General features: G+C 67.2%; 9 protein-coding genes. 3 read left to right on the top strand and 6 right to left on the bottom strand.

Annotated features, from left to right (window positions below; all coding sequences use genetic code 11):
- Nucleotides 1-276 precede the first annotated feature (276 nt).
- Complete coding sequence (locus H3H39_RS10215; RefSeq protein ID WP_182153261.1) at nt 277-1,476, top strand: NnrS family protein; 1,200 nt, start codon at nt 277-279, stop codon at nt 1,474-1,476.
- 10 nt (nt 1,477-1,486) lie between these two features.
- Here the strand turns inward: H3H39_RS10215 and H3H39_RS10210 are convergent, their stop codons facing one another.
- The 6 genes from H3H39_RS10210 to H3H39_RS10185 form a co-directional block, all read right to left on the bottom strand.
- Nucleotides 1,487-3,415, bottom strand: coding sequence for a bifunctional diguanylate cyclase/phosphodiesterase (locus tag H3H39_RS10210; protein WP_220461498.1), 1,929 nt, complete (start codon nt 3,413-3,415; stop codon nt 1,487-1,489).
- A 466-nt stretch (nt 3,416-3,881) separates the two neighbouring features.
- The gene (locus H3H39_RS10205) at nt 3,882-6,020 is read right to left on the bottom strand and encodes a TonB-dependent receptor plug domain-containing protein (protein ID WP_229217964.1); all 2,139 of its coding nucleotides are present in this window, start codon (nt 6,018-6,020) and stop codon (nt 3,882-3,884) included.
- 41 nt (nt 6,021-6,061) lie between these two features.
- The gene (locus H3H39_RS10200; RefSeq protein ID WP_182153260.1) at nt 6,062-6,871 is read right to left on the bottom strand and encodes a citrate synthase family protein; all 810 of its coding nucleotides are present in this window, start codon (nt 6,869-6,871) and stop codon (nt 6,062-6,064) included.
- The gene (locus H3H39_RS10195) at nt 6,868-7,809 is read right to left on the bottom strand and encodes a citrate synthase family protein (RefSeq protein WP_220461497.1); all 942 of its coding nucleotides are present in this window, start codon (nt 7,807-7,809) and stop codon (nt 6,868-6,870) included. The genes H3H39_RS10200 and H3H39_RS10195 overlap by 4 nt, the downstream gene beginning before the upstream one ends.
- Nucleotides 7,806-8,603, bottom strand: coding sequence for an SDR family oxidoreductase (locus tag H3H39_RS10190; protein WP_182153259.1), 798 nt, complete (start codon nt 8,601-8,603; stop codon nt 7,806-7,808). The genes H3H39_RS10195 and H3H39_RS10190 overlap by 4 nt, the downstream gene beginning before the upstream one ends.
- A 3-nt stretch (nt 8,604-8,606) precedes the next feature.
- The gene (locus H3H39_RS10185) at nt 8,607-10,475 is read right to left on the bottom strand and encodes a thiamine pyrophosphate-binding protein (RefSeq protein WP_229217963.1); all 1,869 of its coding nucleotides are present in this window, start codon (nt 10,473-10,475) and stop codon (nt 8,607-8,609) included.
- A 455-nt stretch (nt 10,476-10,930) separates the two neighbouring features.
- Here H3H39_RS10185 and H3H39_RS10180 point away from each other — a divergent pair, with 455 nt between their 5' ends.
- Both H3H39_RS10180 and H3H39_RS10175 read left to right on the top strand, forming a co-directional pair.
- Nucleotides 10,931-12,262, top strand: coding sequence for a hypothetical protein (locus tag H3H39_RS10180; RefSeq protein WP_182153258.1), 1,332 nt, complete (start codon nt 10,931-10,933; stop codon nt 12,260-12,262).
- Between the two features lie 86 nt (nt 12,263-12,348).
- A complete protein-coding gene (locus H3H39_RS10175) occupies nt 12,349-13,653 on the top strand; it encodes a hypothetical protein (protein ID WP_182153257.1) in 1,305 nt (434 codons plus the stop codon).
- Nucleotides 13,654-13,834: the final 181 nt, after the last annotated feature.

Raw genomic sequence — 13,834 nt, 5'->3', positions numbered from 1 at the left:
ATAAATCAAGGGACGTCGCGGACGGTGCGGTTGCCCGTGGCGGCGTCGGGAAGTTGTAGCGTAAGGGAACTGGCGCGCCGAGTCGATACGCAAACGGCAGTTGCGGCCGGTAAATTTGTTTTCCTTGATGCATATCATCCGCCTGCGCCCGCCTTCTTCACAAGGCTTGTGCGCGCACACACAATGGGCGTGCCAGCCTGATGAAACCGGGGCTGGACGCGCGATCGGGTATTCAGGGCCGGTGGCCCGCAACCCTAGCTTGAGCGAGTAATCATCATGAGCCTGTTACACATAGACGAACCCCTGCCGGCCAGCACGCCGGCGCCGTGGCAGATGGCCCATCCGCTGTGGCGGCTGGGTTTCCGGCCGTTCTACCTGCTGGCGGCGCTGTTCGCCGCGCTCAGCATCCCGCTGTGGATCGCCCAGTATTACGGCTGGCTGCACGCGGCCCATATCGACGCCGGCTGGCATATGCACGAGATGGCGTTCGGCATGGTGACGGCGGTCGTGATCGGCTTCCTGTTCACGGCCGCGCGCAACTGGACCGGCCTGTGGACGCCCGTGCGCGGCCACCTGGCGGCGCTGGTGGCACTGTGGCTGGCGGGCCGGCTGGCCATGTTGTGGGCGCCGGCGCCCGTGGCCGCCGCGGTCGACTGGCTGTTCCTGCCGCTGGCCACCTGGCCGCTGGGGCGCGTGATGGCCCAGTCCAACAATAAACGCAATTATTTCCTGGTCGGCCTGCTGGCACTGCTGGCGGTGGCCAACGGCCTGTACCACCTGTCCACGCTGGGCCTGCTGGCAATGGCGCAGGCGGTGCCGGTGCGTGCCGCCATCCTGGTGATCGTCGTGATGGAATCGGCCATCGCCACCCGCGTGCTGCCCATGTTCACCCGCAACGGCGCGCCCGGCACCGACCCGGTGGTGCGGCCCATGCGCGACCGCGTGTCGCTGGGCTTGCTGGCCGCCACCGCGCTGGCCTGGGTGGCAGGCGCGCCGGGCTGGCTGACGGCGCCGCTGGCGCTGGCGGCCGGCGCCCTGGTGCTGGTGCGGCTGGCCGGCTGGCAACCGCACAAGGTCTGGCATGTGCCGCTGCTGTGGGTGCTGCACCTGTCGTATGCCTGGATCGGTGTCGGCTGCTTCCTGCTGGCCGGCGCCGCGCTGGGCTGGCTGCCCACCAGCGCCGCCTTCCATGCGCTGACGGTCGGTTCCATGACTGGCTTGATCATCGGCATGATCACCCGCACCACGCTGGGCCACACGGGCCGTCCGCTCAAGGTGGGCCGCGCCGAGTTCGCCATGTTCGCGCTGATCCAGGCCGGTGCGCTGGCCCGCGTGGCCGCCGCGCTGGCCACCGATGGACTGCGCGACGGCGCGCTGCTGCTGAGCGCCGCCTGCTGGACCGTGGCCTTCGTGGCCTACGTGATCGTGTACCTGCCTTACCTGAGCCGCGCCCGGATCGACGGTAACGCCGGCTGACGGACCCGCTTCAAGGCGGCGGCAGCGTGCGCTGCACCGCCTGGGCCGTCATGCCCGGGCGGTAGAATTGGTAGGCGCCGCGGCCGCCGGCCTTGGCCACATACATGGCCGCATCCGCATGTTTCATCAGGATGGCCGCGCTGTCGCCGTCGCCCGGATAGCAGGCGATGCCGATCGACGCCCCCACCTCCAGCGTATGCGCACCCAGCACCATGGGGCGGCTCAGGCTGGAGAGCAGCTTGTCGGCCAGGTTGACATAGGTGATGCCATCGTCCACCTGCTCCAGCAGGATCACGAATTCATCGCCGCCGATGCGGGCCACCGTGTCGGAATGGCGCACCGCATGGCTCAGGCGCTGGGCCACCTGCTGCAACAACTGGTCGCCCACATCGTGGCCCAGGGTATCGTTGATGGACTTGAAACGATCCAGGTCGATGAACATCACGCCGAGGCCGCGGCCGTCCCGTTCCGCCACGTTGATGCCCTGGGTCATGCGGTCGAGCAGCAGGGCGCGGTTGGGCAGGCCCGTGAGCGGATCGTGGAAGGCCAGGTGGCGCATGCGTTCGTCGCCGGCCCGCAATTCCGTCACATCGTTGGACACCCCCACATAGCGCAGCGGCTTGCCCAGTTCATCGCGCACCAGCGAAATGCTGATCCATTCCAGGTAGGACTCGCCATTCTTGCGGCGGTTCCAGATCTCGCCGCGCCAGTGGCCGGTGCGCTCAAGCTGCTCGAACATGGCGCGGTAGAAGGCGGGCTCGTGACGGCCCGATTGCAGCAGCCGCGGTGTGCGGCCGACCACTTCGGCGGCCGTGTAACCGGTGACGGCCGTGAAAGCGGGGTTGACGGAGACGATGGTGCCGTCGATCTCGGTCACGATCACGGCGTCCATGGTATGGCGGAACACGCTGGCGGCCAGCGACAGTTCGCGGTTGGCGTCGCGCAAGGCCAGTTCGGCCCGGTCGCGGGCCCGTACGCTGCGCAGGATCAGCCAGCCCATCGCCACCAGTGCCAGCGACACGGCCGTCATGGTGGTGATGGCGGCCTGCCGTTGGCGCGCCGTGCCGGCCAGGATTTCATCGAGCGGCAGGGCGGCCACGAAATTGAGCTGGTACTCGGGCAGCTTGCGGTAGCCATACAGCCGGGGCACGGCGTCGAGCACGGCCACCCGCTTGAAATTGCCCTGCGCCGGCGCACCCGGCGCCAGGTAAGGGGCGGTGGGCAGGCTGCGGCCCATGTAGGGGCGCCATTCGGGCGCGCGGGCCATGATTTCGCCGCTGTCGCGCACCATCAGCGTCACGCCCTGGCGGCCCATGGCCAGCGTGTCGTGGAAGCGGCTGAACAGCTCCGGCGCCACCGAGATCAGGATCACGCCATCGAAGTGGCCGTCGCGCAGCAGGGGGCGGGTAAATTGCAGCGACCATAGCCCCGACACGCGCCCCAGCACGGGCTTGCTGATGAACAGGCGGTTGCTGCTGGCCTGTTGTTGGACGATGAAATATTCGCGGTCGCTGAGGTCGACGGCGGCGGCCGGCAGCGGCAGGGTCGAGTACACCATCCGCCCGCCGCGGTCGATGGTGGCCACCTGGATCGCCACGTCGTCCAGGTTCTGGCGCAGGCGCGCGATTTCGGCGCCGAAGGCCTCCGGGTGGGTGGTCCAGGTACGGCTGAGTTCCAGCAGGATCAGGTCGATGCGCTTGATGGTCGACAGCGCGTTTTCCGCATAGGCCTGGGCCAGCGCCCGCATTTCCACCTCGGCGCTGGCCAGGTCCAGCTGTTCACGCCGGTCCAGCGCGAACAGGGTGAAGCCCCACAGGGCGGCCAGGGCGGCGAGCACGAACAGGGCGAATTGCAGGCGCAGCGCGCCCGAACCCGAGTCCGTGCCGAAGTGGGCGGACTGGCCTGGCGGGACCGTTGACGACGGCGGAGAAGCGCGCATCTCGCCCCTTTCAGCGGCGGCTTTACTGAAGGATAACTACGATTGCTTCCAGATCATACATCGTACTGACGAATTGTCCACTACACAACCGGTTTCCGTGTGGCGCTAACGCTATCCCGGCCATCCGCGACAGGGCGGCCGTGGCGCGGCGCCTTCATGCGAAAGGTCAGCAAAGGGACGAATAGGTGGGGGACAGGCTTGCTGTTCGTCGCCATGGCGGCGCGCGCCGGGGCGCATGATGGGCTGGTACGGCAGGTTTCGTACAATATTTCTCAGCGATCCACAGCCAGAGAGAGGCGATCATGGACCAGCGACCTACACAGACCACGCACCCGAGCAAGCAGGCCGTTCGGGACATGCTGGAACGGCGCCGCCGCGAGCAGACCCCGCCGCCACCGCCGGAGCGGGTGCGGCAGGAGCTGGGGTGGTGGCTGATCCCTGAAAACCGCTCCTGACCCCGGTCCCATCACAGCTTGTAGACGGCTTGCAGCGACAGCGCGCGCGGCGCCATCGGCAAGTCGTGCGGCAGCGCGACGCCGGGCGCCAGGCTCGGTTCGCGCACGTCGGCGTTGAACAGGTTGCGCACAGTGGCCGTGAAATTCCACTGCTCGCGGCCATGGCGGGTGGACAGGCTCAAGTCCACCGTCTTGTAGTCGGCGATGGGGGCGCGCGCGTCGCCGGGCGCGCGGTGGCGGTCGGCCACCCAGTTCACTTGCGTGCTGAGCAGGTAGGCGCCCGCCAGTTGCCAGTCGGCACGGCCGAACAGGTGGTGGTGGGGCGCGTAGCCGGCGTCACGGCCGGTGGCCACGTCGGTCGACTTTTGCCACGCATAGTTGCCCAGCAGGCGCAAGTCGCGGTTCACCGTCCAGCTCGACTCCAGTTCCACACCATGGCCGGTCTGGTCGCCCGTGTTGGCATAGGTGGCGCCGGTGCCGGCCGCCGCGTTGGGCACGGTGCGGATGATCTCGCGCATGTCGTAGCGGTAGAAGGTGGCGTTCACCTGGGCGTCGGCGCGCGCCTGCCAGGCCAGCGACGCCTCGGCCGTGCCGTTGGTTTCCGGCCGCAGGTTGGGATTGCCGATCGCGACCGGGTTGGTGATGCTGTAGCTTTCATTGAACGACGGCGCCCGGAACGCGCGGCCGTACAGCAGCTTGGCGGTCAGGTCGAACGTGGCGTCCCATACCAGCGCCAGGCGCGGATTGGTGGTGCCGCCGGCGTCCGAATAACGGTCGTGGCGCACCCCGGCCGTCAGGTTCCAGTCCTTGGCCAGGTTCCACTCATCCTGCAGATACAGGTAGTCGAGCCGGCGGTGCTGCGGGAAGATGAAGGGGTTGGTGTCGGAGAAATCGACCACGGCCGGCAGCGGGATCGGCGCGCCATTGGGCGCGTAGGTGAAATTGCGCGTCTCGTGGGTGTGGTACATGTTCAGGTCGTCGTGCCCGGCGCCAACCCGCATGCGGTGGCTCTCGATGCCGCTGTAGTCGGCATACACGGCCAGGCGCACCTGGCGCTCGGTGGTGTCCGGACCGCCCAGCATGCCGTTGGGGAAGGCGCCGCTGGGCAGCACCGTGCCCGGCGGCAGCAGCTGGAAATCGACGGGGATCTGCTGCATGTATTGCAGCGTGTTGATGCTGGCCCCCACGCCCCAGTCGGGAAGGAACTGGGGATCGGTCCAGCTCAGGCCGGTGGTCACGCGTTCGCTCTTTTGCTTGCCCACGGGGTCGAGCGCGGAGGCGATGCCGGCGCCCGTGCCCAGGTCGTCGCGCAGCTTGTAGCCGAAGCGGGCCTTCCATTTGTCCAGGCTCAATTCCAGGTTGGCGTCGACCGCCTTGTTGCCCACGTTGACCGGGCCCGGCGCGAGGCTGGCATGGGTGCCGAACAGGCGGTCATTGCGGCTCTGGGCGTCGGCGTCGATGATGCTCTTGAAGCCATCCGTCTGGCCCAGGCGCACATAGGCCGCCACGTCCACCGGACCGGCCTTGCCGCCATGCTGGACCCAGCCATCGTACGTATGGAAGGCGCCCACGCGGGCGCCCAGTTCCGTGCCCTGGGTTTCGGCCGGCCCCTTGGTGATGATGTTGATCACGCCCGAGAAGGCGTCCGAGCCGTACAGGGCCGAGCCGGGACCGCGGATGATTTCGATACGGGCGATGTGTTCGACCGGATAACCGCCCCACAGATTACCCTTGTTGCCCTGGTAAATGGTGGTGATGGGGACGCCGTTCTGCATCACCAGCAACTGGGGCAGGTAGGCGCTGAAGATGCCGCGCACCACATACAGCGGCGAATAATTGTTGGCGCTGCGGGCCACGTGGATGCCGGGTACCGTTTCCAGTACCTGGTCCAGGTCGGTCGCGCCCATGGCGGCGATGTCGGCCGCCGTGATCACGGACGCCACGGCCGGCGCCCGGCGCAATGCCTGGACGTTGCCGGTGGCGATACTGACGCTGTCGTTGTCGCCATACACCAGCGTCAATTCCTCTTCTTCGCTGGATGGTTGCGCGTGGGCCAGGGCAACGGGGACGGTGAGGGCTGCTGCCAGGCAGAAACGGTACGCATGCGACGACTTCAAAATCGTGTCTCCTGTGGTGATGATTTTTTGCATTGTAGCCTGCCCCCAACAGCAAATGTTCAAAAAAAACACCTTCAGTTGACCGCGCCCGGCCATGGGCGGGGCGGCAGTCCGGCATAAGCGACGCCGTCGCACGGGGTGGCGAACAACACACCCTCGGGCTTTTCGGCCGCTTCCACCAAGCAAGGAGGCATGCCTGCTAGGAATGTGGGGATGCGCAACAGCTGGTATTCGCGCGCCGACAAGCCCATGTCGGCGATCAGCGCCGCATGCAGCGCGGCGTAGTTCATACGCAACTGAGGGTAGTGTGGAAGCAACACTTTCTCCACGTCGAACGCCAATGTCACGTGCGGGCCGTCGTCCAGTCCGTGTTCGCGGGCCAGTTCCATGATCCACGGCAACCTTTCATCGGTGGCATGGATGGGGCGGCCGTAGCCGTACACGCGGCGCGCGCGCGCCTCGGCCAGCACCAGCGGCGCCAGCGCGGCGCCGCCGTCCACGGCCACGCGCGTTGCCTGTAGGAATGCGATGGCGCGCATGCCGGCCTGGCCGCCATACACGGTCGCCTCCGACAGGGCCAGCGCGGCCACGATGCCCAGGTTGGCGCTGCTGCGGGCGCTGCCGGCCAGCGCCGCCACCCGGTTGTTCCACAGGCGCGCGTCCGGATAGCTGGTGCAGACCCAGATCGCGTGCAGCATGGCCACTTGCGCCGGGCTCAGGCGCTTGCCCGTGATGCCGAATACATACAGGTCGACCCAGTCCAGCGCGCGCAAGTCGCGGTGCAGGTCGTGGCCACGGAAGATGGCGTGGCTGCCGGGATAGCAGGCCCCCACCTCGGTGGCCAGGCGGCCGGCGTGTTGGCGCAGCAGTTCCGGGCCGGTCATGGGGCCACCCCGGCATGCACGCCGGAATTCACCCCGGATTCCGCGCCCGGTTCCATCCCGGATGTCACCCCGGCCACCCCGGCCACCCCGGCCGCCTGCGCCGGCGGCTCGCCGGGCGTGGACAACGCCACCGGGTAGAAGGGAAAGCGCTTGAAGCCGCCATTTTTCTGTTCCAGCGCGTGGGCCGCCGCGCCGGGCAGGCGCAACAGCAGGTACAGCATCTCGCCTTCGTCCGGGGTCAGGCCCAGGTCGCACAGGGCGGCCGCCGCCACGCCGCTGATGGCCAGCGGCAGGCCGGCCAGCGCCGGCAATTGGTCCAGCTGTTGCAGCAGCCAGCCCGTGTAGCCGTGGCCGTTGTCGCCGCCCACCGTGACCAGCGTGGCCAGCAACTGGCGCACCACGGTCGGAGTGGAGGCGCCGTGCGGATCGAAACCGGGCAGGCGCGCGCTGCGCGGCCAGGGATCGATGGGCGCGTCAGCCTGCGCTTCCAGGTGGCGGCGCCAGGCGGGCAGGTCAGGGCCGCACGCTTGCCACAGCACCATGGCGTCGTGCACGTCGCGCGCGCCGCCGTGGCGGCCGGCGCCCACCGACAGCGCCGCGATCAAACTGGCCGCCGCCGTGGAGCCGCCGACGGCGCCGCACATGGCCGCGTGCACGGAAGCGTCGCGCGGGCCGGGGTTGGCCAGCGCCACGGCCAGCGCTTCCAGCATGTCCAGCGCCGAGGGTGCCGCCGCTTCGTCGCGCAGCAGCAGGTACAGCATCTCGACCCAGCGCGCGCGGCCCACCAGTTGGCCGTACACGTCGTAGCCACGGCACAGGGCGTGGCGGGTGGCGAAGGGATTGTCCGGTTCCGGCGTCTCGTGCCAGATGCGGGTGTGGATCAGGTCGGCCGCGTCGGGCCGGGGCGCGCTTGCGCCCCCATTGGCGGTCGCGCTCATAACAGACTCATGCCGCCGTCGATGACGATTTCCTCGCCCACCATATAAGACGCGTCGGCGCTGGCCAGGAACAGGGCGGCCTTGGCCACCTCGTCCGCGCTGCCGAAGCGGCCGCTGGGCGACTTGGCCGCGATAGCGCGCTTCTTGGCGGCCGCGACGGCGTCGGGCAGGCCCAGCCGGTCGAACATGGGCGTATCGATGGGGCCGGGGCTGATGGCATTGACGCGGATGCCGCGTCCGATCAATTCCAGGCCCAGCGACTTGACCAGCGAGCGCAGGGCGGCCTTGGCCGCGCCGTACACGCTGAAGTTGGGCGAGCCCAGCTGGTTGGTGATGGAGGTGGTGACGATCACGCTGGCCGGGCCGTCGAACAGGGGCAGGGCCTTCTGGATGGTGAAGAACACGCCTTTCAGGTTGATGCCGATCTGGGCGTCGAAACTGGCCTCGCTGACCTGCTCGATGGGCGCGGGGCTGGCCACGCCGGCGTTGATGAACAACACGTCGAGCCGGCCGTAGCGTTGCTTGACGGCGGCCATCACGGCGTCGATCTCTGCCAGGCTGCCCGCGTCGCTGCGCAACACCAGGGCCTGGCCGTCGAGCGCGGCGCTGGCCTGCTCCAGGCCGTCCGGGCTGCGGCCGGTGACGGCCACTTGCGCACCGTGGGCCTGGAACAGCCGGGCGCTCGCCAGGCCGATGCCGCTGGTGCCGCCCGTGATCAGGGCCACCTTGCCGGCCAGTTTGCCGTGCGCCGCAGCTTGCACGCCGTCGGCCAAAAACAGTTCCGCCTTGCCCATCGCTTATACCCCTTCCTGCAGCACGCGCAGGCGGCTGTTCATGGGCGGCACTTCCTCCGGATCGATATGGACGTCCAGCAGGGTGGGGCCGGGATAATTGCAGATGGCCTTGATGTCGAGCGCCGCCATGTCTTCCGGCGAATGGATGGTGTGGGCGCGCCCGCCCAGCGCGCGGGCCAGCATGGCGAAGTCGGTCGGCGGCAACGCGTAGCCGATCTGCTCGGCGCCGCCCAGGCGCTGGCCGTGCTTGACCATGCCCAGCGCACGGTCGTTCAGCACCACGAACACCACGCACAATTGTTCGGCCACGGCCACGGAGATCTCCTGGCCGCTCATCAACATGCTGCCGTCCCCCGTGATGCAGACCACAGGCGCGTTCTGGTTGCCGGCCGCCGTGCCCACGGCCGCGCCGATGGCCCAGGCCATGGGGGCGAAGTGGGTGGTCAGGCGCAGCCAGCCGCCGGCGCTGGCGCGCTGGTCCTGGCCAGGCTGCTGCGCACGGTCGCCGCCGGCCATGCGGCGGTCGCGCGGCTGCAGGTAGTGGGTGGCCCAGGCCACGCTATTGCCGGCGTCGGCCAGATAGCGGGTGGTGGGCGGGAACAGCCGGCCCAGGTCGTACATCAGGCGTTGCGGCTTGATCGGCGTGGCGTCGCTGTGGAAGGCGGCCGGCGCGTCGAGCAGCGATTCCGGCTCCCAGGTCAGCGCGGCCTGTTCGCGCGCCGCACGGCGCCGTTCCACCGTCACGTCGGCCTGCTGGCGGTGGGCGTGGATGCGCTCGACCAGGCAATCGAAGATGGTGCGCAGGTTGCCGCGCATGTGGAAGCGCGCCATGGGGGTGCGGGCCAGGTGTTCTTCCGATTCGTCGATATGGACCAGGCGTTCGTTGAGCAGGCTGTCGTTCCAGCCCCCCGTGTTCCATTCGCCCATGCTGGCGCCCACGGCCAGGATCAGGTCCACGGACGGATCGCGCAACGCCGCCTCGGCCGACGCATGGCCGGCGAAGCCGAACACGCCGCGGTACAGCGGATGCTGGGGGCTGACCAACCCCTTGCCGTCGGGCGTGGTGACGAAGGTGGCGCCCTTCAGGGCCGCGAACTGCAGGATGGGGTGGATGGCGTCGCCGCAGTCGCCGCCGATCAGCAGCACCACGTTGCGGCACGATGCCATCATGGTGCGCAGCGTTTCCACGGCCTGGCTGTCGACCAGCGCGGACGGGCGCAGCAGCGACGGCAGGTCGTAGGCCGGCGCGCTTTGCATGCTGGGTGCCCGGAACACGTCCACCGGCACGCTCAGGTGCACCGGACCGCGTGGCGCACGGGTCGCATGTTGCAGTGCGGTAAGCAGTTTCCACTCCAGTTGGAGCGGATGCGAGACCAGCGAATTGTAACGTGTGCAGGGACGCAGCATGCCCATCACATCGATGCCGGTGCAGGTCGATTCCTGCAGGGTGTGCTTGCCGAACGAGGGCAGGGCCGGCTGGCCAGTGATCACCAGCATCGGCACGCCGTTGGCGTAGGACGTGGCGACGGCGGTGATCAAATTGGTGGCGCCGGGGCCGGAGGTGGACACGCACACGCCGATCTTGCCCGTCTCGCGCGCATAGCCGTCGGCCATGAAGGCGGCGCCGGCTTCGTGGCGCGCCACGATGTGGCTCAAACGGCCGCCGCGCCTTTGGTTGCGGGCGATGGCGTTGTACAGCGGCTCGATGGCGCCGCCGGGAATGCCGAACACATAATCGATTTCCAGCTGTTCCAGATAGGCCACCAGCAGGTCGGCCATGTCCATGGTGTCGGCGGCGCGTAGTGGCGCCGCGGGGAGGGTACGGGGGGCGGGGGTGATTGCTTGTTGCTCAAACTCAACTGCGTCAAACATGTAAGGCTCCTCAGAATAGGCGACATCGGCTATCCGGATAAGCCGACATGAAATAGCGATACAGCAACTACATTTGTTTCGAAGTAACGAATAATTCCGAGGCGCAATGATAGCGTAAAAACAAAGGATTTGTGACATTTCGTGAGAATTTAGGCAAATTATTCTAGGTGATGTTTTCCCAAATCCGGTATTTTCATAGTGCGGTGCAGCATGCGGGCCGCTGTGGTGCGCCAGCAACTGGCGCGGCAGGTCGCGGGATGGCCGCCGCAGGTTCGCGCGGGGCGTAGCCGTGATGACTGACTTGTAACGTGCAGCAACTTCCCTGCATAATCTCCAAGCGATGATGTTTTAGGTAAATCTTATTCTCACAAGTAATGAGCGCCGGACATCGTCGCGGCTGGCCGTCCCGCCGGCAACAAGGGCAGATCTCTACACCAACCAGGGGAGCATGCAATATGGTCGAGTTGTTCAGGATAGCGCTGTCGTATCTGCCCAATTCGCACGGGGGCAGTACCGTCATCACCACCGATGCGCTGTCGTCGTTGTATTCGATGCCCAATATTCCCGGTGCCGCCGATACCCTGGCGCAGACCATCGCCTACTGGTTCGGCCAGACCTTGCGCCATGACGGCTTCGCCGCGCGCCACGGCCTGGCGCACGAGCGCCTGTCCTGCGTCGCCGTCGCGGGCAGCCCATGGCAGCTCGTGGTGCATTACGACGGCGCTTGCAGCGCCACGTGCGAAGCCTACCGCCAGCATTGCCAGTCTGGCCTGAGCAGCCTGCTCACGCACGGCGCCGACGCGTTCTTCAACACCATCCCCAGCCTCCAGGCGGCCGGCACCTGGGATCCATACAGCCGCCAGCCGGATTGCCCGCCCACTTACCGCCCGTGGCGTCCGTTCTTGGGATTGGGGCTGCCGCTGGTGAACCAGAAATCCGTGCAGTTCTTCCACTATCCGCCCGTCCGCCTGCTGGAAGGGACGCGCGATTACCTGGTTGACCCCGTTCCCAGCCGTTGGGAACACCTGTTGTGGGTCAATGGCGTGGAACGCGATACCCTGGCCCTGTATGAATCCGTACTCGATTGCGCGCCCATCGCCGCCGAGGACGATCAGGGCAGCGGTCCCCATGCGGGCATCCCGGCCGTGCTGGACAACTTCTCCCGCTACCAGCGCGACCAGTTGCGGGCGCTGCTGGCGGCCACGGACGGCGCCGTGACCTTGCCCGTGGTGGCGTATGGCGGCAAGGCCGTGCCGCAATTTAACAAGGTGTTCAACACGGCTTTGCCCACCAATGGGCAGGGCGCCATCGTCACCGACAAGGTCATCGCAGGCCGCAAGACGGCCGTGCTGGCGACCGGCCACCCCTACAATTTTTACTATCAGGCGCAGGAAAAGGACAGCAACGATCCCGCCCATTTCTATGTCGGTTGCGGCCGCCTGCGGCCGGCCGTCAGCGTTCCCAACTCGGCGGCCCGTGAAGCCGTGCTGTTTATCGCGGCCCAGGACCTGGCTGCGGCGCGCTGGCAAATCAAGATGGCGGCCAACCCGGCCGGGGACGCAGCCGCCGTGTTCGACGCCTGCCGCCATGCGTGCGGTATCAGCAAGGCCGGCGCCACCTGGAGCGTGCCGGCCGACAGCCCGCTGCGGCCGTTGCTCGAGTATCTGGTCGATTACCACGGTTCGCTGTGCTATCCCCATTACCAGGACCCCGACCAACAACAGGCGCTGCTGTACCAGTTCCGTACCCCGTGGCCGGAGATGCGCCACCCGCTGCCAGCCGTCTGAGCCCTTATCCCTTGGAACAGTAAAAAAATAGCAGCAATAAAGGAGACCAAGCCGTGGCAGTAGGAAATATCAATCTTGAAGCCCTGATGAGTCGGGCGAACATCTTTTTCACCAGCGGCTATCGCCTGTATGGCGACGTCGATGTGGCGGCCTTGCAGGAAAGCTATGCCGTGATCGTGGGCGCGGTGGAGAAATTCCAGCACGGCCTGCGGTTCCAGGCGCAGAACGATTACGCCTGGTGCGAGGCCGAAGGCGAGGGGCTGACCTTGGGCCTGCGCGAGTGCGACGACGTCGATACCGCGTTCGGTGAACTGTGCCGCGAAAGCCTGTCCTTCCACGGCGAGCAGCGCCATTGCCCCATGTCGCTGACCTTGCTGCGCAACCGGCACGACGCGCGCGACGTGATCCTGGCCCAGACCTGCGAGCACACCTATGTGGACGCGCGCGGCGCCGAATCCGTGCTGAACCTGATCGTCGACCACTACAATGCCACCTTGCGTGGCGATGGCGCGGCCGCCAGCGCCGCGCTGGCCGCGGCGCGCAATATGTCCACCCTGTCGGGGCACGACATGGCCGGGCTGCTGGCCGGCGCCGGCCACGACCGCGACGCCAACCTGGCCCATCTGCAAGCCTACCCGGTGGCCGACGCGGGCCAGTTCGCGATCCAGCCGGGCCAGGTGCCGGACCTGCTGGAACAATACCAGCGCCAGCGTTTCGCCCCGCTGGTGCGTTACCACGACATCGCCAGCCTGCTGCAAGCGTGCCGCGCACAGTATCCGGAAGTGACGCAAAACAGCGTCGTGTGCGCGGCCCTGGCCAAGGGCGTGCACGACATCAACGTGGCCCAGCGCGGCGTGGCCAGCGGCCACACGGTCAGCTTCAAGATGCTGTCGGACTTGCTGGCGCCGTCGATGCGGGCCCAATACTGCGGCAATTACATCGCCTTCGTCCCCGTTTCCGTCGACGGCAGCCTGCCCATGGCCGAGCTGGCCAAGGCCATCCATGACCGCATCCGCCATTTCAAGGAAAGCCAGCTCGACCTGACCATCTTCAAGCTGACCGAAGAGGCCGTCGACGCGGCGCTGGTGGGGCAGGAGGCGGTGACTGACCCGCTGGCCTTCGTCGTCACCAACTGGAATAACTACCGCTTCCTGGGCGACGAAGAATACCTGCACGGCTGCCGTTCCGTGCGCCACCAGAGCGGCGTCAACATCGCGCCCAAGGATGCGCTGGGCGCCGGCCTCGTCAACCGCCCGGTGATGGTGATCAATATGTCGGCCAAGCTGGAACTGTGCCTGTCGTTCTTCCCGTCGCTGCGCGCGCAGGAGGAAAACCTGGCCGTGGCCGATGCCATCGGCGCCGTCTTCGCGCAGCACGACGCCACCGCCTGAGCGGGCGTTACGCGCCCGGCCGGCCGGACGGACGTGCCGGGCGGCCCCGACTTGATACGTGACTGTACAATCTATTGCCTAAATGCATAACGGATGTTGATTTCATGCAAATATTCACTGCCTTTGTGTGATAATTCACGACCGGCGCTGTCTTGCCTGGCCCGTTTCCCGATCCAGACTC

This window comes from Rugamonas apoptosis, from assembly GCF_014042355.1.
In the GTDB taxonomy this organism is placed as follows: Bacteria; Pseudomonadota; Gammaproteobacteria; order Burkholderiales; family Burkholderiaceae_D; genus Rugamonas; species Rugamonas apoptosis.
The sequence above is the reverse complement of the archived record's forward strand: the minus strand, read 5'-3'. Positions and strand labels throughout refer to the sequence as shown.

Bases quoted from the DNA above. Each gene is read 5' to 3' on its own strand.
- H3H39_RS10215 (WP_182153261.1), top strand. From the start codon at position 277: ATGAGCCTGTTACACATAGACGAACCCCTGCCGGCCAGCACGCCGGCG.
- H3H39_RS10210 (WP_220461498.1), bottom strand. From the start codon at position 3,415: ATGCGCGCTTCTCCGCCGTCGTCAACGGTCCCGCCAGGCCAGTCCGCC.
- H3H39_RS10205 (WP_229217964.1), bottom strand. From the start codon at position 6,020: ATGCAAAAAATCATCACCACAGGAGACACGATTTTGAAGTCGTCGCAT.
- H3H39_RS10200 (WP_182153260.1), bottom strand. From the start codon at position 6,871: ATGACCGGCCCGGAACTGCTGCGCCAACACGCCGGCCGCCTGGCCACC.
- H3H39_RS10195 (WP_220461497.1), bottom strand. From the start codon at position 7,809: ATGAGCGCGACCGCCAATGGGGGCGCAAGCGCGCCCCGGCCCGACGCG.
- H3H39_RS10190 (WP_182153259.1), bottom strand. From the start codon at position 8,603: ATGGGCAAGGCGGAACTGTTTTTGGCCGACGGCGTGCAAGCTGCGGCG.
- H3H39_RS10185 (WP_229217963.1), bottom strand. From the start codon at position 10,475: ATGTTTGACGCAGTTGAGTTTGAGCAACAAGCAATCACCCCCGCCCCC.
- H3H39_RS10180 (WP_182153258.1), top strand. From the start codon at position 10,931: ATGGTCGAGTTGTTCAGGATAGCGCTGTCGTATCTGCCCAATTCGCAC.
- H3H39_RS10175 (WP_182153257.1), top strand. From the start codon at position 12,349: ATGAGTCGGGCGAACATCTTTTTCACCAGCGGCTATCGCCTGTATGGC.